Below are 23,950 nucleotides of genomic sequence, written 5' to 3' on the forward strand. Positions count from 1 at the left end.
CCTCTTTTGTCCCAAACTCCATCTATTTTACAAACTATACTATTTCACTTTAACTACGGTTATTCGCTTCAGAAAAACATAAGAAACAGCGTAGATTAGAATTCCAACTGCCAGCAGTTGAAAGAAAAATCCAAGATTAAATGTAACAAGTAATTTCGTAAAGAAGTCAAAAACCCATCCTTTAGCAATGCCCACAAGCAATGCAATTACAAGTATTCCTAGAACAATACCGCCACCTGCAATCCCATACTTATAAAACAGTAATCCAATCATAAACATAAATGCCAGAAAGAAAAATATGATCGACGTGTCAATGAGTATTCGTGTGTACCACGTGTCCGTTGTAAAATAAGCCAAATGCAAAAAGGAAAAAGTGCTAATACCTACTCCTACTGCAAATCCTTCAATTATTTCCTGAAGGATACTTCCGACAACAGCCTTCGCAAAAGAAAGTGCGAGAAAGAAAATACCCAGACTGATAAACAGGTTCTTTCTGGTTGCACCCATTTTAAGTGAGAAAGGAACCGCTTCTTTCACGGTCAGAAATCCAAATATAGCACAATAAATGTATATTGGTCCTGTTAAACTAAATGCCATAACACCGTTTTCGACCGTGATTAAAAAGTAAGCAAATGCCAATGAAACTATCAAAACGCTTAATAATATCGTCCAGAATATGATTAGCGAATAGCGGATATCATTTATAAAGAAATAGAGTAAACCTTGTATTTGTCTCCCCATAGCTTAAGCACCCTTCTTTCTTTCTGTTAAATAAATCATCAGTTCCTGAATCGGTATACCTTCTGCAGTCAATCCATGCAAACTGGCCTCCTGCATATTCCCATAAATATATGCTGTCATTGTACCTGCCAGCTGCTTCTTCTCAATTATCTCTTTATTGCGAATAAATTCTTCCACATCCTTAATTGGGCCTGACACAGCACAAGTATTATCCCGCAACAGGTCTGCTTCTTCCTGGAGGACGAGTGACCCTTCTTGCAGGATTAATACTTCTTCAAACATCAAACTAACCTCATCAATTAAATGCGTTGAAAAAACAATTGTACGCTTTTCCGTTTCGTATTCTTCAAGCAGTATTTCATAAAACTTCTTCCGCGCTGCCGCATCCAATCCAATATAAGGTTCATCGAAAATCGTAATTGGTGCTTTACTCGCCAGGCCCACAATAATACCTAATGAAGACTCCATTCCTTTTGAGAGGGTCTTTACTTTCGCATTTAAATTCAAGTTATATTCTACAACTAGTTCATCAGCAAGCTCCTGATCCCATGTTGGATAAAAAAAGGAATATATTTTAAGAACATTTTTCACCTTTAAATCCTTCTTAAAATTATTTCCTTCCTTAATTAGGCATATTTGTTCCGTCAGCCGCTGGTTATCAAATGGATTTTCACCATCAATTAAAATTTTCCCTTCACTTGCTAGAATATTACCAGATAAAATATCCATAAACGTTGTTTTCCCAGCACCATTCCTGCCAAGTAAACCATAGATCTTCGGCTCACCCAGTGTGAAAGAAACATTATTTAATGCAATAGTGTCTTTGTATTTCTTTGTAAGATTATTTACCTCAATTTTCATTATCTGTCCCCTCTCTTTCCATCATTTCCATTAACTCATTTTTACTCATATGCAATTTCTTTGCTTCCCTTTTTAATGGAAGGATGTAATTTTCATAAAACGTTTGTTTCCGTTTTTCGATTAAGATCTCTTTTGCATTTTCTGTTACAAACATTCCAACACCCCTTCGCTTATAAAGAATAAATTCAGTTACAAGCTCGTTTATTCCTTTGGCAGCTGTAGCTGGATTTATCTTATAGTAAGCAGCAAATTCATTAGTCGAAGGTACACGTTCACCAGTTTTAATGCTCCCGTTGATGATCGAATCTTCTAATTGCTCTTTTATTTGAAGGAATATTGGTTTGTTTTCGTCTAGTGTGTTTTTCAAATTAATCACCTTCGTTATTTGGTTAATTACTTATGTAACTAACCATATAACTAACTAAGTTATTTGTCAATAGATTTCGCAAAAAAAAGTAAAGGTTTGCATCATTATGCAAACCTTTACTCTGGCATTATTTTTCATCTACTGTCAGCGGATCTTCAGGCTGTTGCTCTTTTTCTTTTGTCAATGGTGGTTTTCTAACGAGACACATAATACCTGCGATAAGATAAAAGATACCTCCAATAATTCCCAGTCCAAAATTAACAATCATAACTGCAACTGTTGTGCCGATAAAAATGATTCCAGCTGCTTTCGGATTCTTATTTCCTCTAAGTAAAATCATAGCTACGATCCCTAATAGAATAGCTACTATAGAAGTGATTAGAAGAAGTAATCCAGCACCCTTTATGTCATTAAATAAATGAGTAACCTCTTCTATGGTGATCTCTGGAAACTCTTGTTCAAAGCCTCCTTCGATCAGAAGATTTCTAATGGTATCCTGGTTATTTCTCAACCAGATCATTCCTGCCCCCAAGGCAGCAAACAAACCATAAACCAAAGCGCCTAAGATACCTAGTATGACTTCACCAGTTCTTTTAATGATACATATCCCCCCAACATCTTAATGGTCATCCCTTAATAATATGATATCAATGTTGAGTATACCTGTATATAAATTAAATATCATGATTCTAGCCAGCCGAACCTATATTTATCATTGGATCCTTTTCCGGTAGTACAAGAAAGTCTTCTCCATCTGTTGTTATCACTATATTGCCAAATGTTGCAGTTGAATAAATGGTGGCATCTATCTTGTATAAATTTTCAATTACTCGATCAACTGGATGACCAAAATTATTTTCTAAACTATAGGTCAAGATGGCAACTAGTGGATCTACTTCTTGAAGAAAACCATGTGAAGTGCTCGTGTTTGAACCATGATGAGCGACCTTTAGTATTTCCGCTTGTACATCCTGTTCGGCTATCAAATCCTGTTCCTGTTCTTTTTCAATGTCACTCATTAATAAAAAATCAATATTATTATAAGTTATTTTTAATGCTATGGAGGATTGATTATTGTTCTTGGATTTCCCATGTGTATTTAGAACTTTAATTTCCATCAAAGGATCAATTTCCAGTTGTTGATTTCGCTTTGCTATTTTAACCGGAATACCTTGTTTGCGTATTTGGTATATATACCTTGCGTACGTTTTTGTTGAGTGGATTTTTCCAGAATCGAGTACTTGGTCGACTTCAACAGCTTCCATTACGTGTGGAAGTCCGCCGATGTGATCAATGTCAGGGTGGGTGGCAATTAACAGGTCAATCTTTTCAACCTGCATTTCTTTTAGATAGGAAACCACCTTTTTCCCTGCTTTAGGTGGCCCACCATCAATTAAGATGGTTTTTCCTGTTGGTGTTTCGATAAGGATACTATCCCCTTGCCCAACGTTAATAAAATGCAGCTGCATTTCTGGCGAAGTCGAATCACCATACGTATTGGCTGGCAAGCCACTAACAAATATAATTAGTATAAAAACAATGAACTTCTTAGACTGGAACATAATTAATCACCTCTTTTTTAGTTTTACACTGTTTTGACTTAATATTTATTATCCTGCTGAAAAATTTTTGGAGTGATTTTATTATGCTTTGTTTGATGGACCCAGAAACTTGGCCCCGAACAAAAAAACCGCTGAACAATCTCAGCGGTTTTCTCTAGACATATTATGCTTTCTTAACAGTAATTTCTTTATCGACTAGTTCAACAGTTACGTTCTCAACGGTTTCTTCTTCTAAGACCAGATCAGTCAGCTGATCTTCAATTTTATCCTGAATGACTCTGCGTAAAGGTCTTGCGCCAAATCGGCGGTCATAGCCAAGTCGCACTAATTCATGTTTTGCTTCTTCTGTAATCGAAATAATCATTTCATTTTCTTTCATTGCTTTTTGCAGGTCTTCAAGCATGAGATCAACTATTTTCACTAAGTCGTCTTCAACTAGCTCGTTGAAGTTAATAATCGAATCAAAACGGTTGAGGAATTCTGGCTTAAAGTAAACGCCCAGGTTCTCCAGTGTAGATACAGATTCATGGACCGCTTTATTAAACCCAACGTTTACCGTTTTCACTCCAGTACCGGCATTACTTGTCATAATAATGACTGTTTCTTTAAAGCTGACTGTTCGACCATGAGAGTCTGTCAGATGTCCATCCTCCATAATTTGCAGGAATATATTTTGCACATCTGGATGCGCTTTTTCAATCTCATCAAGTAAAATGATGGAATATGGGTTATGACGCACACGCTCTGTCAATTGCCCCGCTTCTTCATGCCCTACATATCCTGGTGGTGAACCGATGATCTTAGATACTGCATGTTTTTCCATATACTCACTCATATCCAAACGAATTAAGGCTTCGCGTGAGCCGAATAACTCTTCAGCTAGAGCTTTTGTCAATTCGGTTTTACCTACACCAGTAGGGCCGACGAATAGAAATGATCCAATTGGACGGTATTTAGATTTAAGTCCTGCACGGCTGCGGCGAATTGCTTTTGCTACCTTCTCAACTGCTTTTTCTTGTCCAATTACTTTTGCTCCAAGGTTTTCAGCTATATTTTTCATTTTGTCCTGCTCATCAGCTTGAAGCTTTGTAACTGGAATACCAGTTTTCTCCTCTACTATCAGTTGAATATCAGTAATGGCCACATCAATAACCTGTTCTTCACCTTTTGCCTTTTCCAATTGTTTTTGCAGTTGTATTTCCTGATATCTTAAATTAGCTGCACGTTCATAATCTTCTTGATCTGCAGCCTGCTCTTTCTCTTTAATGATTTCATTCAAGCGTTGACTTATGGAATGGGAGTCGTTTTCAGCATTCGCCAGATTCAAACGTGATCCTACTTCATCCATCAGGTCGATCGCTTTATCCGGCAGGAAACGATCCTGAATATAGCGCTGTGACAGGGTAACGAATGAACGAATTGCTTCTTCTGAATATCGAACCTCATGGAATTTCTCATAACGATCCTTAATACCATTTAATATCAAAACAGCTTCTTCCGGAGATGGCTCGTTTACGATAATCGGCTGCAAGCGACGCTCGAGCGCTGCATCTTTTTCAATTTGTCGATATTCCTTTAGTGTTGTTGCACCAATAAGCTGTAACTCACCTCTAGCTAACGCTGGCTTCATAATATTTCCAGCATCCATTTGAGATCCTTCAGCTGTACCTGCTCCAACTAATAAATGGATTTCATCAACAAAAAGAATAATGTCCTGACGGGATTGCAGTTCTTGAATAAGCTGCTTCATCCGCTCTTCAAATTGACCACGTATCCCAGTATTTGCAACTAAAGAAGCTACATCAAGCAAGAAAACTTCTTTATTCATTAATTTAGCTGGTACTTTACCCTCGGTTATCTTTAGGGCCAATCCTTCGGCGATAGCTGTTTTACCAACCCCGGGTTCACCAATAAGCACCGGATTATTTTTGTTTCTTCGGTTTAATGTCTCGATAACACGTTTTACTTCATTATCACGGCCTATCACTGGGTCAATAAGCCCGGCTCTAGCTGCATTTGTGATATTTTTAGCTAATTGTTCGATTAAACCATTTCCGTTATTATTTTGTTTCTGCTTTGTTTTAGCACCCATTTTATTTGAACCATTAAAGTTCTTGGAAAATGCCTCCTGCGCATCTCCATTAAATGATGAGTCAGAGAAAAAATCATTAGAATTCATCAATTTACCTTGAATTTCCCGGAAACATTCCTGACACACATGCATCTGTATTCTCTCATTATTCATTTGCATAGATACATTAATGTTTGCAGGGTTTATACCACATTGTTGACAGTGCATTTTCCATTCCTCCTAATTTATATTATATTCATTTTTGACTTTGACTATATTTGACCTTTGACTTTATTATACTCTGACCTTTTTTGACTTTCAAGAAATTTGTTTGATATTTTTTTAAAATTATAGTGTTGAATCGTATGTTTACCCTTTCCCTATAGGGATAAACCCTTTTTAATTAAAGTAATTATAGATTATTCAATTATAGAACATCTTAATAATTATTGACTTATTAATTATTTTGTTTAAACTAAAAGTTAATGATAGTGAGATTCATTATCAATTAAGAAGCTGGAATTTGAGACAGAAAGGTGAGATAAATTGATGATTAAACGACTACTGCTAGGTATCCTGATGATTATATCTGTACTTGCTTTAACTGCTTGTGGTAATGATTCAGACAACAACGAAGCATCTGAAGGATCCAATACAGAGAATGAAGATAATGAAGTGAATGAAGATAACGGAGAAATTAATCTGTACACTGGGCGTCACTATGATACAGACGAGGAATTATATAAAACATTCACAGATGAAACAGGAATAAAAGTGAATGTTATTAAAGGGAAAGATGATGAGTTAATTACGCGCCTTGAGCGTGAAGGAAAAGCATCGGAGGCTGACCTTTTTATAACTGCAGATGCTGGTCGCTTACATCGTGCTGAATCGAGAGATCTTCTGCAGGAAGTAAACAGTGATCTACTTAATGAAAATATTCCTGAAAAATATCGTGATGTAGACAATAAATGGTTTGGTTTAACAAAGCGTGCACGTGTTATTGCTTACCATAAAGACCGCGTTGATCCAGAGGAAATAAAAACATATGCTGATCTTACTTCCGAGGCCAATAAAAATAAAGTGCTGATTCGTTCATCTGAAAATATTTATAACCAATCTTTAATGGCATCATTCATCGCCCTTGAAGGGGAAGACATGGCTATTGATTGGGCTGAAGGAATTGTTGAAAATATGGCTCGCAATCCAAAAGGTGGAGATACAGACCAAGCAATCGCAGTAGCTGCTGGTGAAGGTGATATAGCTGTAATTAATACTTACTACTATGGAAGAATGCTGAATTCTGAAGATCCGGAGTTGGTAAAGGCCGCCGAGGAATTAGGTATCGTTTTCCCTAATCAGGATACAACTGGAACCCATATTAACATTAGTGGAATTGGCTTAACAGCAAGCAGTAAAAATAAAGAAAATGCAATCAAATTCATGGAATTCTTATCAAAAGAGGAAGCTCAAGAGCAATTCTCAGCTACAAACTTTGAATATCCTGTGAACCCGAATGTAGAACCTGATGATTTATTAAAATCATGGGGAGATTTCAAGGAACAGGATCTCAATTTATCAGAGTTGGGCGAACACAATAATGAAGCGATTATGATATTGAATAAAGTAGGCTGGAAATAGTTTTGATGTAAAAGGAATGCTGTATCTCACTCAAAGATACAGCATTCCTTCTATACAATCTTAGTGAGAACTGTTATCATTATAGAGTATGTAAACATTCTATTCAGGAACTAAGGAAGTGTAGATTTTTGAAGCTCTCTAGGAACTTTTCCAAATACTTAAACTTATGGACGCTTTTCAGCTTCCTTATCGTTGTACTCATACTACTGCCTAATTTATCTATTCTAGTAAATTTTTTTACGCAGGAGACTTCTAATTGGCAACATGTTAAAGAATATATTCTTCCTCTATTATTAAAGAACACAAGCATAATCATTGTTTTTACTGGAATTTTCAGTATCTTAATTGGCACAAGTTTGGCTTGGCTAATTTCTGCATATGATTTCCCTTTACGACGTTTTTTTAAATGGGGACTAATTCTGCCATTAGCGATTCCTCCTTACATTGCTGCTTACACATATAACGGCATTCTAAACTATACTGGCGTCATACAAACAACATTGCGCACTCATTTTAACATACCTGTTAATCAATCCTATTTTGATATTATGTCTTTACCAGGTGCTATTTTTATTTTCACATTTTTCCTGTTCCCTTATGTATATATGATTACACGAGCTTTTCTATCAAACCAATCTTCTTCACTCATTGAAAACGCCCGATTACTTGGCAGAAACTCGTTTGAGGTATTTTTTCTTGTAGTACTGCCTATTTCCCGTGGTGCTATTGTTGCCGGTGTCAGTCTTGTTCTTCTGGAAGTGCTGAATGACTATGGCGTGGTGCAATACTTTGGTATACCAACTTTCAGCACTGCCATATTCCAGACATGGTTTGGAATGGGAGATTTAAATGCTGCAATAAAGCTGTCTGCCACACTTATGTTTATTGTCTTTGCCATTTTGGTTTTGGAAAAACTCCTTCGCGGAAGGAAACGGTATAGTTTCCCCTCAGCGAAAATACGTCCATTAACCCCGGTCAAGCTACAGGGGTGGCAAGGGAAGGCAGCATTTATATATTGCTCTATCATTTTTGGTTTAGGGTTTTTAATTCCGTTTGTACAGTTAGTTGATTGGACATTATTAACCTATGAAAAAATAATTGATCCTGCTTTTGTTTCATTAATAATTAATTCGTTAATTGTGGCATTAGCTGGTTCTACCATGATTATTGTATTCGCTGTAATCATTGCAAATTTTGCTCGCATACACCAAAGCTTCTTATCGAAAATGTCTGCACGAGTTATAATTCTTGGTTATTCTATTCCTGGTGCAGTAATTGCTGTAGGTATTATTACCGTATTTATTCGAACAGACAATTTCTTATTTGGATTTTATGAATTTGCCCGATTAGAGCAAATGTTATATTTAAGCACTAGTTTATTTATGCTTGTCTCAGCTTATGTCATACGGTTTTTAGCCGTCGGGTTTAATGCCATCGAATCTGGTTATGATAAAATAGGAAACTCATTTACAGAAGCTTCACGCATGCTCGGAATGGGAATGACTAAATCATTCTTTAAAGTCGACTTGCCTCTTTTAAAAGGAGCTATTTTAAGTGGCTTTATTCTATCATTTATAGAAATATTGAAAGAGCTGCCGCTTACCTTGATATTAAGACCTTTTAACTTTGACACATTATCTACAAAAGCATTCCAATACGCGAATGACGAACAAATTCATGAAGCAGCTTTGGCATCTATCATTATTATCGTTATCAGTGCTGTTGCAATATTTGTTTTCCATCATATTTTGGAAAAGGAGTCTAAATAATATGTTTATTAAAATTAACGATCTTTGTTTCTCTTATAAGAATTCAAAGAGTAACATTATTGAGAATTTCGATCTGGAAATACAAAAGGGACATATTGTATCTATCCTTGGAGAAAGCGGAAGCGGAAAAAGCACAGTATTACGTTTATTAGCTGGGCTGGAGACACCTAAATCAGGCTCCATCCATATCGATGAGCATGTGGTGACAGATGACCGACACTTTATTCTTCCTGAAAAGCGGGGAATCGGGATGGTATTTCAGGATTATGCTTTATTTCCGCATATGACAGTAATTGACAATATCAAGTTTGGGTTAAAAGGGTTTAGTAAAAAGGAAAAAGAAACCCGAGTAAATGAAGTTCTGGATTTGATTAATATGATGCATTACAAAAAGCGTTATCCACATGAACTTAGTGGTGGTCAGCAACAGAGAATTTCTCTGGCACGTGCACTCGCTCCTAAACCATCCTTACTCTTATTGGATGAACCGTTTAGTAATCTCGATACTGATTTACAAATTAAAATCAGAAATGAGCTGAGGAATATAATTAAAGCAACCGGTACCACTTCTATTTTCGTTACGCACGACCGGGAAGATTCAAGAGCTATTGCTGATCGAATTATCACATTGCGTGATGGTGCAGCACATGAATGGGAATCACTTTGTACAACTCATTATTCAGAAATGAAACAATTGGAAACAACCAAATAACGATAGAAAGAACCCGATTGATCTGGTAATCAATCGGGTTCTTTCTATTGCTTTTGCATCTCTTTCTGACGCAATTCAATTCTTCTGATTTTCCCTGAAGTTGTTTTCGGCAGTTCATTCAGGAACTCAATCTTTCGTGGATATTTATAAGGTGCAGTTAACTCCTTCACATAATCTTGAAGTTCCTTGACCAAATTCGGATTATTTTTATCGACTCCCTCACGCAGAACAACAAAAGCTTTCACAATACTTCCCCGTATTTCATCTGGGCTTGCTACCACAGCACATTCCTGAATAGAGGGGTGTTTAACCAGTGCATCTTCGACTTCGAAAGGTCCAATTGTATAACCAGAGCTTATAATAATATCATCACTGCGCCCTTCAAACCAGAAGTAGCCATCCTCGTCTTTAAAAGCTTGGTCTCCTGTTACATAATAATCACCACGCTGTGACATTATCGTGCGTTCCGAGTCTTTGTAATACTCTTTGAATAAAGCAGGACAATCCAGTTTGACAGCTATGTCCCCCACCTCATTAATACCAGCTGGTTTACCAAATTCATCAATAATATCAACATCATTTCCCGGTGTAGGTTTTCCCATAGAGCCAGGCTTTACTTCCATATCTTTCATAACACCCAGTAATAATGTGTTTTCCGTTTGTCCATAGCCATCACGAACTGTGATATCATAATACTTTCTAAATGTATCAATTACTTCCACATTTAAAGGTTCACCGGCAGATACTGCACTGTGCAGTTTGGTAAGCTTGTAGTCACTCAAGTTGTCGACCTTCGCCATAATTCGGTACTCAGTAGGTGTACAGCATAAAACATTGATCTCATTATCCTGTAATAGGCTCAGGTATGTGTTGGGATCAAATTTTCCTTGATAAATAAAGCCAGTTGCTCCTGAGCCCAGCACTGATAATAAAGGACTCCATATCCACTTTTGCCAGCCTGGTCCTGCAGTCGCCCACACTTTGTCTCCATCATTAATACATAACCAGTTTTCAGATGCTGTCTTCAAATGGGCATAGCCCCATCCATGCGTATGTACTACACCCTTTGGATTGCCAGTTGTACCAGAAGTATAGGGTAAGAAGGCAATGTCATTCCGATCGGTAACTGCCATTTCTAATTCTTCAGATGCATTTTTCGTTAAATCATCCATGTTAAGCCAGCCTTCAGCATGTTTACCAATTACAAATTTACGAAGCTGATCATATTCATTAAGATCCTTGTATTGTTCTACATACGGGTAGTAGCTTATTACAGCACTTACTTCCCCATGACTAACACGGTACTGTAAGTCCTTCGTCTTCAACATCTCTGAGCTTGGTATAATAATCAAACCTGTTTTGAGTGCAGCCAAATAAACTTCATAAGCTTCGATTAATCGAGGTACCATAATAAGTACTTTGTCACCTTTTTTCAGTCCATCAGCTAATAAAGCGTTGCCTATTTTATTTACATTTTTCATTAGTTGAGCATATGTTATTTCGCGTTTATTTCCTGAATCATTCTGCCATATTAGTGCTTTTCTAGTTGGATCTGTTGTGTAGCTCTCCACTTCCATTACAATATTATAATCATTTGGAGCAACTAATTCTTCTCTGTTCATTCTCTCATCTCCTAGTAACGGTATTTCTTTATCATACCAAATTATTTGATAATTTTAAATAGGTAGAGATATAGTGTAATTAACTAAACTGTGAAATTCTGTTCTTAAATTTAATAACAATTAATGGTATAGTAAAAGTGGATTGTGAAGGTGCCCTTCCCGTATACTGAAGATGAAGGATGTATAGTAAAAATTTAATTTACCAGAGGCTCAATATAAGTAGGTGCAAACATTCGCCTCGTTTAATATAGAAGAAAGAAGTTTTTCATATTAGATAACGACAGGGCAGGATTAGGTCTATATCCTCATTTCACTCCCTGGCATAGTGGAGGTATATAATGAATTATGAAAACGTTGTCACTAGTCAAAGAGTATTGATGGAAGGTATACAAAATATGCTTTTCGTTATAAAAGTTGATTCGAATTTTACATATGAATTTCTTAACCGTGCAGCAATGGAAGGAACTGGACTTAACCAAGATGTATTGGGTAAGCCTATCGATGAAGTGTATCCTGATGCCCCAGCCACTTTCTTATATGAACAATATAGAAAAGCTGTAAGCAGTCGTAAAGTGACAACATATGAAGATTCATATATGTCTCCAAAAGGATTTCTTTCCTTCTCAGAAACAACATTAACCCCTTTGTTTGATAACAAAGAAAATTGCACACATATTGTAGCTGTCGTTAAAGATATTACGAATGAAAAGTGGGCTGAGAGTGAGATAAAAAAATCGAAGGATATCCTCTTGGAAAACAAACAAAAATACCAGTCTCTCTATGACTACAATTTAGATGCTATAATAACAATTGATCTCAATGGTAACATCACAGCTACAAACCTTGCCGCTGAATCCATTAGCCAATTCTCCTCTGCTGAGGTTACAGGAACATCATTTAAATCTTATGTTATACCAGAGCACATTGAATTAGTTAATGAGAGATTTCAATTAGCTGCTGGTGGAACATCCCAGCAGCTTCGAATGGCTATAACAAACAAATCAGGTAACAAAATGAATATTATAGCTAAATTCACACCAATTATAACTAACAATAAAGTAACCGGCATTTACGGTATATATAAGGATATTACGGAACAAGAAAATACCCTTAGACAGCTTAAAGAAAGTGAAGAGCTTTTCCGTATTATTGCTGAAAATGCAAGTGATTTAATTACACTACTTGATAAGAGAGGGCAAATTATATATGTATCTCCCTCTTATAAAGATATTCTGGGATTTGACAATGAAGAATATGAAAACAAGCATTTTCTTCATAATGTATATAAAGATGATCAAGAAATGATTAATGACGGGATTTCGACAGCTGTAAAAGACAGGAAACCCTGTAAGCTGAAGTTTCGCCAGTTAAACAATGCTGGGGATTGGATATGGTCAGAATTAACTGGAACACCAGTATACGATGAACTGAATAATTTTAATCACATGGTTGTTTTGACAAGAGATATCACATTTCAAAAAGAATACGAAGCAAGATTAAGATATGTAGCAATGCATGATGCCTTAACAGGACTTCCTAATCGCCGTTTCTTCAATGAGCAAATAACAAAGGCAGTTGACAGCTTTAATGATAAGAAAGATGGATTGGCTGTACTCATGATAGACATAGACTACTTCAAAACAATTAATGATACATTCGGACATGATATCGGCGACCTGGTTATTGAGGAGTTTGGCAAAAGGATAAGTGGTTGTATTCGTGATGACGACATGGCTGCACGGCTCGGTGGAGACGAATTTGTTATACTCCTTCATGGAGTAGGCGCTAAGGTAAACGCCACATCTATTGCAGAGAAAGTGTTTACATGCATGCGCGATGTTTGGAACTTTGGTGGTACTGCATTAGAAGTAACGACCAGTATTGGAATAGCGGTCGCTCCACTTGAAGGTACGACCGAGCTTCAGCTACTGAAAAACGCAGACCTGGCTCTTTATGAGGCAAAAGAATCCGGACGAAATAAATATAAAATCAAAGGTTGACTCGGTAGAATTCGAGTCAACCTTTATTAGTATCCATAAATGTCTTTCGAGACCATATCCTTAAGTATTAAATCGTCTAAGCTTTTAAAGCTATATCCCTCTTTTTTCAATGTGGTAATAAGTTTCTGAAGCGCCTGTGCATTGTCGGAAGAGACGGTGTGAAGCAGCATGATTGCCCCTGGGTGCATTTGATCCATAATTTGTTCATACGCATACTTCCAGCCCTTTTGTTTAGCAGTATCCCAATCAATAAATGCCAACGACCAAAAAATATGAATATACCCAAGGTCATTTGACCATTCCAATGATTGTTCGTTAAAAATTCCTCTGGGTGGTCTCAAGTACTTTAAATCATCTTGATCTGAAACCTCCGCGACAGCTTCCTCTAAGGTTTCTAATTCCTTCTTCATAGCACCTTTTGTCAAGATTGAAAAGTCAGGGTGATGGTAGGAATGATTGCCGATAATATGGCCATCATCCACCATCCTACGAACAAGCTCAGGATGACTGCTTACGTAATGACCCGTTACAAAAAATGTTGCAGGTACAGCCTCTGCCTTCAGAACGTCTAATATGTCATCTGTATAGCCTTCTTCATACCCATTGTCGAATGTTAAATAAATATTCTTTTCTCCAGAATGATCGGCATAGTATGCGCCATATTTCTCCAGCATTTTCTTATAGCTTCCGATGTACGGTATTTCGTGGTTACCGTTCTTTTTGAAGCCCCACCCATAACCACTTGCAGCTCCTGCTGGTGAAGCTATAGAAAAGATAAGAAAAACAATGATTGATATAACCATACATTTTTTCATAATATCCCACCTATTTTTATCTTACCTTTTCCAAATCCGCTATTTTTATGCATTTATAGAATTAATGAACCAACCCAACCAAAAAGTATTAAAGGAATATTGAAATGAATAAACGTTGGTACACATGTATCCCAAATGTGATTGTGTTTCCCATCAGCATTTAAACCAGATGTAGGCCCCAACGTACTATCTGAAGCTGGTGAACCTGCATCTCCTAGCGCTCCAGCAGTCCCGATTAGTACCGCTGTTGCCATTGGTGAAAATCCAGCAGCCATGCATATCGGTACAAATAATGCTGCTAAAATTGGTATCGTACCAAACGATGAACCAATTCCTATCGTTACAACCAAACCAACAAGCAATAAAATTAGTGCTATTGCAGCTTTATTATTACCTAGAAAACCTGACGATACTTCTACTAATCCATCAACTGCGCCTGTTTCACTAAGAATAGTTCCAAAACCCGATGCAACTAGCATTACAAATGCAATGGTTCCCATCATGCTAATTCCATCAGAAACTACTTTATCACCGCTCTTAAATGGAACTGCAATGAACAGAAACATTAAGATCAAGCCTGTTAATGCTCCGGCTATTAAATTCTCCGTAATTAATTGAACAGTCAATGCTGCTACAATTGCAATAATAGTTAAAAGATGCTGTTTAGTAAAGGTAACATTTTTAGTAGACGCCGGAGCTGTTATTATGGACCCCGTTCCGCCTGCTTCAGGAACAGCATCCCTATTTTTTCTGTACGTAATAAATAATGCCACTAACAGCCCTACAATCATACCAGAACCTGGAATGAGCATAGATAGAGCCGCTTCTCCCTTTGTTAGCGCTGAGCCATTCTGTACCATTCCATCCACAAGTATTCCATGAAATATCAGACCAAATCCAGCTGGAACCATAATATATGGTGCCTTTAGGCCGAACGTTAATGCAACTGCAACTGCACGGCGATCCATACGCATCTCATCAAACAGTTTCAGCAATGGCGGAATTAATATAGGTATAAAAGCAATATGCACAGGTACTAAATTTTGTGATAAACATGCTACCCCAGCTATTGCCAGGAGCATCATCGTTTTTTTACCTGTCAACGTTCGAATAAGATAGTTAACTAGAATAGCAGTAATTCCTGTATAGCTTATGGCTACAGCAAATGCGCCAAGCAGGATATAACTCAATGCAGTATTTGCCTGTCCTCCCATCCCACTAACTAGCATATCAATCGATTCAACAACGGATAACCCTGCCATCAAACCTGCAGATAGAGCAGCAATAATTATTGCAATAATTACATTTACTCGTAGTAAACTAAGAACTGTCATGACTAAAACTGATACTACTACAACCCAACCCATCTTCGTATCCCCTTCCTATATCTTTATCTATTATTTAAATAAATCACTTTAATACTTCATCATGATAAAGCATTAAAGCAAAAAAATCAACCCTTGTTATAAAAATTAAAATTGCCCCTGCAGGCTGTTACGCTACAGGGGCAATTATTCTTCTTTTACTTTAATTGAAATGAAAAGGATATATGATCTTGAATTGGAATCCAGGCACCAATTCCCTGCTTCGTAACATTTTTAAGCACAATAGACTTCTTTGATCCTCTTAATTCGATATAAACTTCTCCAAAGGTAACCTGACCTTTTTCATTAACAGCAGGAGCATATGCCTGTAATGTAGCATATTTTTGAACTGGTACATTATAAGAGTTGTCCTTTTTTGTATTATGTCCAATTACTGTTTGATAAGATAGGGGAAGCTTTGTTTTTTCTTTGGATTTTAATAACATCATTTTTTTTATGTCTGCTGGATTTGTTATCTTATTAGTTAACGCGCCTTTAACCTCTTTTTCTTCCTGCTGAACATAATTCATTTTTTGGCTGTTGTCCCCGCCTTGATTGTTCAGTTCATTCATATTTATCGGCTGAAACTCCCAATTTATTGTCGTGTCTAAAGAGCTGTAATTAAGTGCCCAACGGCCAACATAGACCATCCCACGATACCCTATAGCCAACGGGGATGGTTTAAGGGTTGTTTCATTCAGCATTTTTATTAAATCGGGGTTCTCAACTGGAACCTCTAAGTCATTAATTAATTCTTTTGTTAATTCACTAGGCTCCACTATTTCTTGATCCTCCGTTGAATTTGGAAATGTATTCTCCTTAGAAATATTCAAAACATGACTTGGGATTTCATATTCGCTTTTCGGCTTTTCTTTTTCTTCACCAAAGCTACTGGCTGGAAGTAGTATAATACATACAAATAATACGATAAGGTAATACCTGTTTCTATTCATGTGTCCAATTCCCTTCTTTTAGTATAGCTTTTTCAGACACATGAATTTTATACCTCTTGTTTTATTTATGCTTTTAGCAATTACATGCTTAGTTCAATTCTCTCAATAGTCTCTTCAATCTTTATACTATCCTCGACAGAACGAATCATTGAACAATTTCTTCGGGCTACTTCTAAATTTTTATATAACTTATCTGGATCCAAGTGGTATCCTTTAATCGTATACTTGAGTGAAATCCGTTCAATTCGATTTGCTTCTTCAGGATTTCTTTCTACTTCTGCAGTAATTTTCATATCTTCTATTTCTGTCCTCTGTTTCTCTAAAATCTTTCGAAAAACGGATCCACTGCAGCCTACTATAGAAGCCACCATAAGTTGAAACGGGCGAAAACCATAATCTTCGTTCCCCGAAATATCCAACTCACCAAATTCAAAATTAATTCTCATACCATTTTCCTTAAGTAAAAAATCCATTTAATTTCCCTCCATGTCATTTCTTCATATCTTACTATTTCCTCTAATAATACAATCATAACCTCTTTTTTACTTAATAACCGTTTACAACTATTGACCTTTCAGCTTAAACCATTTAGATTAATAACAAGATATTGCTACATCAAGGGGTAAGAATATGGTTTCAGTAAAAACTAGGTTTTGGATTTTAATAGCTCTTGTAACGATTTCAGGATTTTCACAAGGTATGTTATTACCGCTGCTTGCCATTATTTTAGAACAAGGTGGCGTTTCATCCTCTGTTAATGGGTTGCATGCAACTGGTTTATATGTTGGAGTACTGCTCGCTTCTCCTTTTATGGAAAAGCCTATGCGAAAATACGGTTTTAAACCGGTAATTATTGTTGGAGGGATGCTTGTATTTATCTCCCTGGCTTTATTTCCCTTCTGGGAGGCTTTATGGTTCTGGTTTATCCTGCGCATGATGGTCGGTATTGGTGATCATATGCTTCATTTTGGTACACAGACATGGATTACTACAACAGCAGCAAAAGAAACAAGAGGCAGGAATATTGCCTATTACGGTCTGTTTTTTGGCTTAGGGTTTGCTTTAGGTCCGTTAATGACAAGACTCTTATCTGTAAATGAAGCACTTCCATTTCTCATCTCAGCTGTGCTAAGTATGCTAGTATGGTCTTCGATGTTTTTCGTTCGCAATAAATGGCCCGAGCAGGATAGCGGTACAGTTACAGCTGCAACTTCAGTTGGAAGATTTGTTCAAACCGGGAAAATTGCCTGGGTAGCCTTGTTACCTGGGTTTGCATTCGGATTCTTAGAAGCATCCTTACATAGCATATTTCCGATTTATGGGCTACGTATTGGCCATGATGTAAATATCCTATCATTAATTATTCCCTGCTTTGCTGCAGGAAGCCTTATAACTCAATTACCATTAGGTATTTTAAGCGATCGCTTTGGTAGAAAAGCAATTCTGTTATTTGTGTTGGTTGGTGGTACAGGTTGTTTTATTTTCACCGCTTTTTTAGAGACCTCGGTATTGGCTTTATTTATCACATTTACCATTGCAGGTATGTTTGTCGGCTCTCTTTTTTCATTAGGCATCTCTTACATGACGGATTTACTTCCAGAACCTCTTCTCCCCGCTGGAAATATCATGGTTGGTATTACCTTCAGTCTTGGAAGTATAAGCGGCCCTTTTTTAGGTGGGATTTATTTGGAACTATTCCCTGGTACGTCATTTTTCTACTTGATAATTGTAATACTTCTTCTAATAATAGGAGCCATCTACTTTCAAAAGGATAAACAAATAGCGATGAAATGATAATCTATCGGCCTTATGTTCCTGCTATTTAAAACGAGACACTCGCTTGGAGTGTCTCGTTTTAAAGAAATCTGCTGTATCGTTCTTCTAACCGGTCCTGCATAAACGCAATAGCCACACATATTGGCCAGTAAATCATTGCTACCAATACATACATGGTCATAGCATCGAACTCTCTACCGGCCACAATCTGCGTTTTCTGGAAAAGTTCAGGCACAGTTATAACTGCAGCTAACGATGTTGCCTTTACAATATCCATAAATACATTAGTTAAGGGCGGGACCGCAATCCGGGTAGCCTGGGGCAAAATGATTTTACGCAATGCTTGCCAGTAGCCTATGTTCAAAGCTTTTGCCGACTCCCATTGCCCTTTGTCTATACTGTTTAACGAAGAACGGTCTATTTCCGCTATATACGCCGCGCTATTTAAACCGAATCCAAGCGTTGCTGCTGCAAGTGCCGAAAATTCTATACCTATAACAGGTAGCCCGAAGTAGAGAATGAACAAGAACACTAACATGGGTGTGCCACGCATGAATGATATATACACCCGCGCAGGCCAGCGCAGTATAATCTTATCAGAGCCTCTGGCTAGAGCGAGAAATAATCCTAATACCAAACCGATTCCCATGCTTAATATTGAAACGAGCAATGTCATTGGCAAGCCGCCCAGCACAAATGGCAAGCTTTCCAGCGCTAACTCTATGTCAAACAGCCCTCCAAAATCAAACCCATTAAAATTCATGATCATTTCTCCCTAAAGGTCTAAGTCTTCTATCTCTTCAATTTCACCTTCTGGCTTTTGAGAGGCATCTTCTTGATAGAACTGCTTTGCGAGTTCAGATAATGTACCGTCTTCCCGCATATCGGTTAACGTATCGTTAAACTTCTCTGTCAGGGTATCTGCTCCCTTAGCTACTACAGCAGATTGTTCCGTAGCATGGAATTTCAAATGAGGGTGCAAATGAATATCAAAATCCGGGAAGCCGCCAACACCAAATTTAGATAAATAATAATCGTTTACAACCACATCTGTTCTGCCGTTATGAACATCGCGTAAGTATGCTTCATTTGGTGCGTTACCATATGTAACTACCTCTGCACCGTAATGTTCAGCAATTTGACTGTAAATCGTCGTTGCTCCGCCGCCTGCTTTCTTACCATCTAGGTCTTCCAATGATTCGATTCCTGAATTATCAGCTTCTCTTACAACCATTGTTGAATAAGAATACTTGTAGGGTTCACTGAAATTAAATTCTTCTTTTCTTTTATCAGTTGTTTCAATGTCATTTGCAGCTACGTCAATTCTTCCACTTTTAATAGCTGGCAGCATGCTATCAATACCCATAATTTCAAATGAAATATCTAAATCAAGGCGTTTAGCAACCTCGCGCATAACCTCAACATCATACCCGGTCAACTGATCTTCGCTTTCTTCCTCGCCATCATAATAAGAAGCTGCAATTAACGTCCCCGAAGTACCAACAACAATCTCACCTGCATCTTCAATCTCTGCCCACTTAGTATCCTCGCTATTTTCTCCAGGCTCGTTGTTCGTATTAGTGTCTTCATCTGCATTACCACAGGCACTCAATAAAACAATGAGTACAAGTAAAATATAAACAAAATATATTTTTTTCAATTGAATTCCCCTCTATCTATTTATTATATTAAATCCATAATTAATTGTAACAGTTTACTTACAGACGTCCAATCAATTAAAATTTCGTTAAAAATCAATCACTAATTCTAGTTAATACCTTCTATTTTAATAATATCCTCATCTGGTTCCTGTGAGACATCATTGCCATTAAAGAATTTACTGGATAATTCAGCAAGTGTCCCGTCCTCTTTCATTGAGGCAATTGCTTCATTAACATTCTCCAGGAAAACAGTGGCCTCTTTATCCATCACAACACTATTCGTTGTAGGATGAAATTTCAAATCTGGATGCAGCTCAATATCTAAATCGGGAAATTCAGTAAGTCCCATCAATTGCAAATAATAATCATTGATAATCAGGTCCGTTCGTCCATTATGAACGTCACGTAAGTAAGCCTCATTGGGAGCGTTACCATATGTAATTACTTCAGCATTATACTTTCTGGCTATATCGCTGTACACAGTGCTGGCTGCGCCCCCAGCTTTCTTCCCTTCCAAGTCCTCAAGAGTATCTATTCCGGAATGATCTTCAGATCTGACAATCATTGTTGAATAAGAGTACTTCACTGGGTCACTAAATAGAAACTTTTCCCTGCTTTCTTCGCGGGGGCCTGCTAAAATAATATCAACACGACCTGTATTTAAAGCGGTTAACATAGAATCAAAACCCATAACTTCAAATTTAGTTTCCAAACCTAAACGCTCACCGATTTCCCGTGCAACTTCTACGCTGTAACCCGTTAAATTATCCTGATCTCCATCTTTTCCTTCATAGTAAGAGTCTGGGAATAAGGTACCGGCAGTTCCTACAACTAATTCCTCAGATTCATTAATTTCTGACCATTTTTCATCTGTTACATTAGACCCTTCTGAACTGTTATCCTCTTCAACAGAACCTCCGCAACCACTTAAAACCATGATACTTACAACAACAAACAGAAATATTATATACTTTTTCATTCCTACACCTCTATTGTTATATTTAAATTCCATTATTAATTGTAACAGTTATTTTTAATTTATTCAAAAAAATAAGTCTCAAAACTTACCTTGACTTTACTTAGTTCCATGTTAATATAATAATAGATACTAAATTATAATAATTATAAATAATAATCATTCTCAACGTAACTAACATACTTATAATAGAAAGCGGGGCGTATAAATGTCTGTAGATACAGAAGGAAAAATTCTAAAACCTATGGAGACAAATCAATTTTTAACCAATATTGCTACTGATCTACTGATGAAAATTAAAGAACACAGAGAACTGATTGCTGCAATTTTTAGTGGCTTACTTATTCTGATAACATGGGCTTTAGGCGATTACCTTTCTCCATTTTTCTGGGTCACTTTTCATTTGACAGCCTTTGTGGTTGGGGGTTATGCAAAAGCGAAAGAGGGTATTTCAGAAACCATTGCAAATAGAGAATTAAATGTAGAAATGCTGATGGTATTCGCAGCTATTGGAGCTGCGTCTATTGGCTATTGGACTGAAGGTGCCATCCTTATTTTTATATTTGCTTTATCAGGAGCCCTTGAAACATATACGCTGAACAAGAGCAACCAGGAGATATCATCGCTCATGGACCTGCAGCCCGAAGAAGCTTTACGCATCAAAGATGGCCGGGAAGAAATTGTTCCGGTATCCAAACTTGCGGTTAATGAAATTATTCTAGTTCGTGCAGGTGAAAGAATTCCCGCAGACGGTTTAATCATTAAAGGAACTACCGCAATTGACGAAAGTGCTATTACCGGAGAGTCTATCCCTGTAAGTAAGGGGAATGATCAGGAAGTTTTTGCTGGTACAGTTGCACTTGATGGTTCTATATCAGTACAAATAACTACAGAAGCAAATGAAACCCTCTTCCAAAAAATTATTCAGATGGTGCAATCCGCACAAGATGAAAAGTCACCTTCTCAACTATTCATTGAAAGGTTTGAGGGTAAGTATGTAAAAACGGTTCTGGCAGTTGTAGCAGTAATGATGTTTTTACCTTATTTATTATTTGGGTGGACATTGTCTGAAAGTATATACCGGGCAATGATCCTGTTGGTTGTTGCATCTCCATGCGCTCTTGTAGCTTCTATTATGCCAGCAACACTATCAGCAATATCTAATAGCGCAAAAAGCGGTATTTTATTCAAAGGCGGCGTTCATATTGAAAACCTAAGTCATGTTAAAGCCATAGCCTTTGATAAAACAGGTACATTAACAAATGGTAAACCAATCGTTACAGATACTTATTTTCATCACGATTATGACGAAAATAAAATACTGCAGATCGTTGGCGCTATTGAAAGAGAATCAACCCATCCGCTTGCTCAATCAATTACGAAATACAGTAATGAAAATAAAGGGATCACGCATGAGTTTGATGTATTGGAAATGAAGACAGTTAGCGGAAATGGTGTAACTGCGGTGATAAATAATGAAAAATGGGAAATTGGTAAACCTGATTTTGTAGGTCGAAAAGCAGCGGCTAACTTTCATAATGGAATTTCCGAAGCATTGACAGCACAAGGGAAAACAGTTGTTTTTGCTAAAATGAATGAGGAGATTCTAGCTGTATTTGCTTTAAAGGACACCATTAGAAAAGATGCTAAAAAGGCAATCACGATGCTAAGGAAGCATGGCATTCACACCATTATGCTTACTGGAGATAATGAATTAACTGCTAAATCCCTAGCCAGGGAAGCTGGGATTGACCATTACATTGCTGATTGCCTGCCAGAGGAAAAAGTGAAGCATGTTAAGGATTTAAGAAAGGACTATGGCAATGTAGCCATGGTTGGAGATGGCATTAATGATGCTCCTGCTTTAGCAAGTGCGAATGTTGGCATTGCCATGGGGGAAGGGACCGACGTAGCATTAGAGACTGCAGATGTTGTCTTAATGAAAAACGACTTATCCAAGTTATTCAACGCAATTAACCTATCCAGCCGCATGAATAAAGTTGTTAAACAAAATGTTATCTTTTCGTTAAGTGTTATCTTGGTTCTTATTTCATCAAATTTCTTTCAGGTAATTGACCTGCCACTAGGCGTTATCGGTCACGAGGGAAGTACAATTTTAGTTATCTTAAATGGTTTACGGTTATTAAAATAGCTGCCCTGATTGGGCAGCTATTTTAATTCTTCATTTTTCATCGACAAGGCAATTAATCAAGTATTTCTTTCTTACCGATTAAATTGTTTTTTCTTATTACGGCGTTAATTATACCTCCAGTCATAATAATAATGCCAGAAAGATAGAACCAGATCATGAGAACAATAACAGTTCCAAGGCTTCCATAAGTTGCAGAGTAATTTCCTATCGAGCTCACATAATAGGAAAAGCCCAGAGATGATATTTGCCAGAATATAGTTGCAAATACTGCTCCCCATACTGCATTTTTAAAATAAATCCTCTTATTTGGTGCCAGTTTATATAGCGCCATAAATACAACAAAAAACACGATGGAAGATACTACCCAACGCATGGTTTCCCAAACAGTCAGAAATCCTTCTGACAAGCCAAACAGTGAAAATATATAAATACCAATCATTCTTCCAAATATCGGTAAAAGGAAAGCTATAACGATGACAGCCAGCATGGCAAATGTAAGAACTATCGCTATTAACCTGGACATGATGAAGGATCGATCCTCACTAACTTCATAAGCACGATTAAATGTTCTCATTAGTGCATTGACTCCGTTTGAGGCAGCCCATAATGTACCAATAATTCCGAATGATAGCAGCCCACCATTCTGCTGTGTGACCAATTGACTGACATTAGTATCAATTAATTCTACTATCTGTGCTGGGGCGTAGGTACTGATAAAATCAATAACTTCTATTTCCTCAATAGGAAGGTAACCTACTATCGTGAGCAAAAATAACAAAAAGGGAAAGAGTGACAATAGAAAAAAATAAGCCAGTTGTGCAGCTAACCCAAATACATCCACATCCAGAATTTTTTGGTATAACTGTTTTGCAAATACTAGTGTATTTCCCAATAAAGACACACTCCC

21 protein-coding genes are annotated in these 23,950 nt (G+C 37.2%); 6 read left to right on the forward strand and 15 right to left on the reverse strand.

Features of this window, described 5'->3' with window-relative positions:
• Positions 1–39: 39 nt before the first annotated feature.
• From QGM71_RS11615 to QGM71_RS11640, 6 genes are all read right to left on the reverse strand, one after another.
• Positions 40–741 carry a hypothetical protein gene (locus tag QGM71_RS11615; RefSeq protein ID WP_327607722.1) on the reverse strand — a complete coding sequence of 234 codons (702 nt, stop codon included), beginning with the start codon at positions 739–741 and terminating at the stop codon, positions 40–42.
• Between the two features lie 3 nt (positions 742–744).
• Positions 745–1,602 carry an ABC transporter ATP-binding protein gene (locus QGM71_RS11620; protein WP_327607723.1) on the reverse strand — a complete coding sequence of 286 codons (858 nt, stop codon included), beginning with the start codon at positions 1,600–1,602 and terminating at the stop codon, positions 745–747.
• The gene (locus tag QGM71_RS11625; RefSeq protein ID WP_327607724.1) at positions 1,592–1,969 is read right to left on the reverse strand and encodes a GntR family transcriptional regulator; all 378 of its coding nucleotides are present in this window, start codon (positions 1,967–1,969) and stop codon (positions 1,592–1,594) included. The genes QGM71_RS11620 and QGM71_RS11625 overlap by 11 nt, the downstream gene beginning before the upstream one ends.
• A gap of 127 nt (positions 1,970–2,096) precedes the next feature.
• A complete protein-coding gene (locus QGM71_RS11630; protein WP_407703021.1) occupies positions 2,097–2,525 on the reverse strand; it encodes a DUF4064 domain-containing protein in 429 nt (142 codons plus the stop codon).
• A gap of 133 nt (positions 2,526–2,658) precedes the next feature.
• Positions 2,659–3,531, reverse strand: a complete 873-nt coding sequence (locus QGM71_RS11635; protein WP_327607725.1) for a ComEC/Rec2 family competence protein — start codon at positions 3,529–3,531, stop codon at positions 2,659–2,661.
• Positions 3,532–3,694: 163 nt separating this feature from the next.
• Positions 3,695–5,830 carry an ATP-dependent Clp protease ATP-binding subunit gene (locus tag QGM71_RS11640; RefSeq protein WP_327607726.1) on the reverse strand — a complete coding sequence of 712 codons (2,136 nt, stop codon included), beginning with the start codon at positions 5,828–5,830 and terminating at the stop codon, positions 3,695–3,697.
• Positions 5,831–6,151: 321 nt separating this feature from the next.
• On the opposite strand from QGM71_RS11640, the gene QGM71_RS11645 reads away from it, so the two are divergent.
• The 3 genes from QGM71_RS11645 to QGM71_RS11655 all read left to right on the forward strand — a co-directional run bounded on the left by QGM71_RS11645 (position 6,152) and on the right by QGM71_RS11655 (position 9,724).
• The gene (locus QGM71_RS11645; RefSeq protein ID WP_327607727.1) at positions 6,152–7,243 is read left to right on the forward strand and encodes a Fe(3+) ABC transporter substrate-binding protein; all 1,092 of its coding nucleotides are present in this window, start codon (positions 6,152–6,154) and stop codon (positions 7,241–7,243) included.
• A 128-nt stretch (positions 7,244–7,371) separates the two neighbouring features.
• On the forward strand, positions 7,372–9,012 hold the full coding sequence (locus QGM71_RS11650; RefSeq protein ID WP_327607728.1) for an ABC transporter permease: 1,641 nt from the start codon (positions 7,372–7,374) through the stop codon (positions 9,010–9,012).
• A gap of 1 nt (position 9,013) precedes the next feature.
• A complete protein-coding gene (locus QGM71_RS11655) occupies positions 9,014–9,724 on the forward strand; it encodes an ABC transporter ATP-binding protein (RefSeq protein ID WP_327607729.1) in 711 nt (236 codons plus the stop codon).
• Between the two features lie 44 nt (positions 9,725–9,768).
• Here QGM71_RS11655 and mbcS read toward each other — a convergent pair whose 3' ends face one another.
• Positions 9,769–11,346, reverse strand: a complete 1,578-nt coding sequence (gene mbcS / locus QGM71_RS11660) for an acyl-CoA synthetase MbcS (protein WP_327607730.1) — start codon at positions 11,344–11,346, stop codon at positions 9,769–9,771.
• A 338-nt stretch (positions 11,347–11,684) separates the two neighbouring features.
• Here mbcS and QGM71_RS11665 point away from each other — a divergent pair, with 338 nt between their 5' ends.
• A complete protein-coding gene (locus QGM71_RS11665) occupies positions 11,685–13,346 on the forward strand; it encodes a sensor domain-containing protein (protein WP_327607731.1) in 1,662 nt (553 codons plus the stop codon).
• 26 nt (positions 13,347–13,372) lie between these two features.
• Here QGM71_RS11665 and pdaA read toward each other — a convergent pair whose 3' ends face one another.
• The 4 genes from pdaA to QGM71_RS11685 all read right to left on the reverse strand — a co-directional run bounded on the left by pdaA (position 13,373) and on the right by QGM71_RS11685 (position 16,951).
• Positions 13,373–14,161 (reverse strand): delta-lactam-biosynthetic de-N-acetylase, encoded by a 789-nt coding sequence (pdaA, locus tag QGM71_RS11670; RefSeq protein WP_327607732.1) that lies wholly within the window; start codon positions 14,159–14,161, stop codon positions 13,373–13,375.
• A gap of 53 nt (positions 14,162–14,214) precedes the next feature.
• Positions 14,215–15,528 (reverse strand): Na+/H+ antiporter family protein, encoded by a 1,314-nt coding sequence (locus tag QGM71_RS11675; protein ID WP_327607733.1) that lies wholly within the window; start codon positions 15,526–15,528, stop codon positions 14,215–14,217.
• Between the two features lie 155 nt (positions 15,529–15,683).
• Complete coding sequence (locus tag QGM71_RS11680) at positions 15,684–16,478, reverse strand: YfkD famly protein (protein WP_327607734.1); 795 nt, start codon at positions 16,476–16,478, stop codon at positions 15,684–15,686.
• Positions 16,479–16,558: 80 nt separating this feature from the next.
• Positions 16,559–16,951, reverse strand: a complete 393-nt coding sequence (locus QGM71_RS11685) for an OsmC family protein (protein ID WP_327607735.1) — start codon at positions 16,949–16,951, stop codon at positions 16,559–16,561.
• Positions 16,952–17,108: 157 nt separating this feature from the next.
• On the opposite strand from QGM71_RS11685, the gene QGM71_RS11690 reads away from it, so the two are divergent.
• Positions 17,109–18,272: an MFS transporter gene (locus QGM71_RS11690; protein WP_327607736.1), complete on the forward strand. Its 1,164-nt coding sequence runs from the start codon at positions 17,109–17,111 to the stop codon at positions 18,270–18,272.
• 61 nt (positions 18,273–18,333) lie between these two features.
• On the opposite strand, the gene QGM71_RS11695 is transcribed toward QGM71_RS11690, so the two are convergent.
• The 3 genes from QGM71_RS11695 to QGM71_RS11705 all read right to left on the reverse strand — a co-directional run bounded on the left by QGM71_RS11695 (position 18,334) and on the right by QGM71_RS11705 (position 20,894).
• Positions 18,334–19,017, reverse strand: a complete 684-nt coding sequence (locus tag QGM71_RS11695) for an amino acid ABC transporter permease (protein ID WP_327607737.1) — start codon at positions 19,015–19,017, stop codon at positions 18,334–18,336.
• 12 nt (positions 19,018–19,029) lie between these two features.
• Positions 19,030–19,914, reverse strand: coding sequence for a transporter substrate-binding domain-containing protein (locus QGM71_RS11700; RefSeq protein WP_327607738.1), 885 nt, complete (start codon positions 19,912–19,914; stop codon positions 19,030–19,032).
• 107 nt (positions 19,915–20,021) lie between these two features.
• Complete coding sequence (locus tag QGM71_RS11705; protein WP_327607739.1) at positions 20,022–20,894, reverse strand: transporter substrate-binding domain-containing protein; 873 nt, start codon at positions 20,892–20,894, stop codon at positions 20,022–20,024.
• A 205-nt stretch (positions 20,895–21,099) separates the two neighbouring features.
• Here QGM71_RS11705 and QGM71_RS11710 point away from each other — a divergent pair, with 205 nt between their 5' ends.
• On the forward strand, positions 21,100–23,043 hold the full coding sequence (locus QGM71_RS11710; protein ID WP_407703022.1) for a heavy metal translocating P-type ATPase: 1,944 nt from the start codon (positions 21,100–21,102) through the stop codon (positions 23,041–23,043).
• A gap of 52 nt (positions 23,044–23,095) precedes the next feature.
• Here QGM71_RS11710 and QGM71_RS11715 read toward each other — a convergent pair whose 3' ends face one another.
• Positions 23,096–23,935 (reverse strand): YihY/virulence factor BrkB family protein, encoded by an 840-nt coding sequence (locus QGM71_RS11715; protein WP_327607740.1) that lies wholly within the window; start codon positions 23,933–23,935, stop codon positions 23,096–23,098.
• Between the last annotated feature and the right edge of the window lie 15 nt (positions 23,936–23,950).

Source organism: Virgibacillus tibetensis (assembly GCF_036026595.1).
GTDB classification, from domain to species: domain Bacteria; phylum Bacillota; class Bacilli; order Bacillales; family Amphibacillaceae; genus Virgibacillus_P; species Virgibacillus_P tibetensis.

Coding starts and splice junctions, on each gene's coding strand:
- QGM71_RS11615 (WP_327607722.1), bottom strand. CDS start 741: ATGGGGAGACAAATACAAGGTTTACTCTATTTCTTTATAAATGATATC.
- QGM71_RS11620 (WP_327607723.1), bottom strand. CDS start 1,602: ATGAAAATTGAGGTAAATAATCTTACAAAGAAATACAAAGACACTATT.
- QGM71_RS11635 (WP_327607725.1), bottom strand. CDS start 3,531: ATGTTCCAGTCTAAGAAGTTCATTGTTTTTATACTAATTATATTTGTT.
- QGM71_RS11640 (WP_327607726.1), bottom strand. CDS start 5,830: ATGCACTGTCAACAATGTGGTATAAACCCTGCAAACATTAATGTATCT.
- QGM71_RS11645 (WP_327607727.1), top strand. CDS start 6,152: ATGATTAAACGACTACTGCTAGGTATCCTGATGATTATATCTGTACTT.
- QGM71_RS11655 (WP_327607729.1), top strand. CDS start 9,014: ATGTTTATTAAAATTAACGATCTTTGTTTCTCTTATAAGAATTCAAAG.
- mbcS (WP_327607730.1), bottom strand. CDS start 11,346: ATGAACAGAGAAGAATTAGTTGCTCCAAATGATTATAATATTGTAATG.
- QGM71_RS11665 (WP_327607731.1), top strand. CDS start 11,685: ATGAATTATGAAAACGTTGTCACTAGTCAAAGAGTATTGATGGAAGGT.
- pdaA (WP_327607732.1), bottom strand. CDS start 14,161: ATGAAAAAATGTATGGTTATATCAATCATTGTTTTTCTTATCTTTTCT.
- QGM71_RS11675 (WP_327607733.1), bottom strand. CDS start 15,528: ATGGGTTGGGTTGTAGTAGTATCAGTTTTAGTCATGACAGTTCTTAGT.
- QGM71_RS11680 (WP_327607734.1), bottom strand. CDS start 16,478: ATGAATAGAAACAGGTATTACCTTATCGTATTATTTGTATGTATTATA.
- QGM71_RS11685 (WP_327607735.1), bottom strand. CDS start 16,951: ATGGATTTTTTACTTAAGGAAAATGGTATGAGAATTAATTTTGAATTT.
- QGM71_RS11690 (WP_327607736.1), top strand. CDS start 17,109: ATGGTTTCAGTAAAAACTAGGTTTTGGATTTTAATAGCTCTTGTAACG.
- QGM71_RS11695 (WP_327607737.1), bottom strand. CDS start 19,017: ATGAATTTTAATGGGTTTGATTTTGGAGGGCTGTTTGACATAGAGTTA.
- QGM71_RS11705 (WP_327607739.1), bottom strand. CDS start 20,894: ATGAAAAAGTATATAATATTTCTGTTTGTTGTTGTAAGTATCATGGTT.
- QGM71_RS11710 (WP_407703022.1), top strand. CDS start 21,100: ATGTCTGTAGATACAGAAGGAAAAATTCTAAAACCTATGGAGACAAAT.